At 41.4% G+C, this 920-nt stretch carries 2 pseudogenes; both read right to left on the bottom strand.

Annotated features, from left to right (window positions below):
• Positions 1-235: pseudogene (locus ESV85_RS22110) on the bottom strand (hypothetical protein); the annotation flags it as partial.
• A 1-nt stretch (position 236) separates the two neighbouring features.
• Positions 237-920 (bottom strand): annotated as a pseudogene (locus tag ESV85_RS22410) (hypothetical protein); the annotation flags it as partial.

Genomic DNA, 920 nt, shown 5'->3' with positions numbered 1-920 from the left:
TTACATTTGATATGGAGATTCCCGCAGCACCATTTGCCATGAACAGCAAATTATTATCAACGGATACTGCGTTTGTAACAATGTCACCTGATTCTACATTTTCAGGGCGAATTGGGATAGCTAAATTGCTGATTAGGCTACCATCTGCCATTTTGTAAATTCCGGCACCATTTGCACCTTCCGCTACATATAGATTGCCATTATCAATATCTAAGGTTCTTTTTGCCCCTGGCACATCAGCAAGCTAAAGGAATTGAAATTACTTCAGACAGACTATTGGGATCCAAGATTTGGATACCTGTGGTACCGCTAAGCACGGCTAATTTGTCATTTCCAAAAGCTACAGCTCTCAGGTCTGTTATTTCGGAAGTTTTCCCAGGTGTTTGAGAAGCGTCAAAAAGCCCGATTACTCCTGCATTTCCGCTACTTACTGCGGTGTTGGAATTGGTATTTGCTACGTCTGTAGCTACAAAGCCAGGCAAAGATGTGTATACAAAATCTGAAGTAAATCTTCCTCCTGATACTGAAACGGTGATTAAGTTAGCAGGCGAAGTTACCTCAGCGTTTTGATCGACGCTTACAGCTGCTGCTAAATAGAGCTTGCCATTCTTATACTCAAGTGAACTGATATCTGTATCAGTAAAAATAGCTTGCTCAGTAATCTTCGGGCTATAGATGTTACTGATATCAAAAATATCCACTGCTCCCAAATAGGTGTCACCTTCCGTATTGTAAGATACATAAGCGTAGTTTCCGTCTATATCTACATGGGTAGCCTTGAGTGTTTTGCCATCATATTCTGGGGGATCAACTTGAGAAACTAAAACTAGGGGAAGATCGGTTGCTTCTTCCTGAATTCTTCCGGCAGGCGCATTAGGGTCAATTAGCCCTATTACACCAGTATTATCCATTTTTACTCG

Source organism: Algoriphagus aquimarinus, from assembly GCF_007997215.1.
Classification (GTDB): Bacteria; Bacteroidota; Bacteroidia; order Cytophagales; family Cyclobacteriaceae; genus Algoriphagus; species Algoriphagus aquimarinus_A.
Note: the sequence above shows the minus strand (reverse complement) of the source record. Positions and strands in the feature narration are given on the sequence as shown.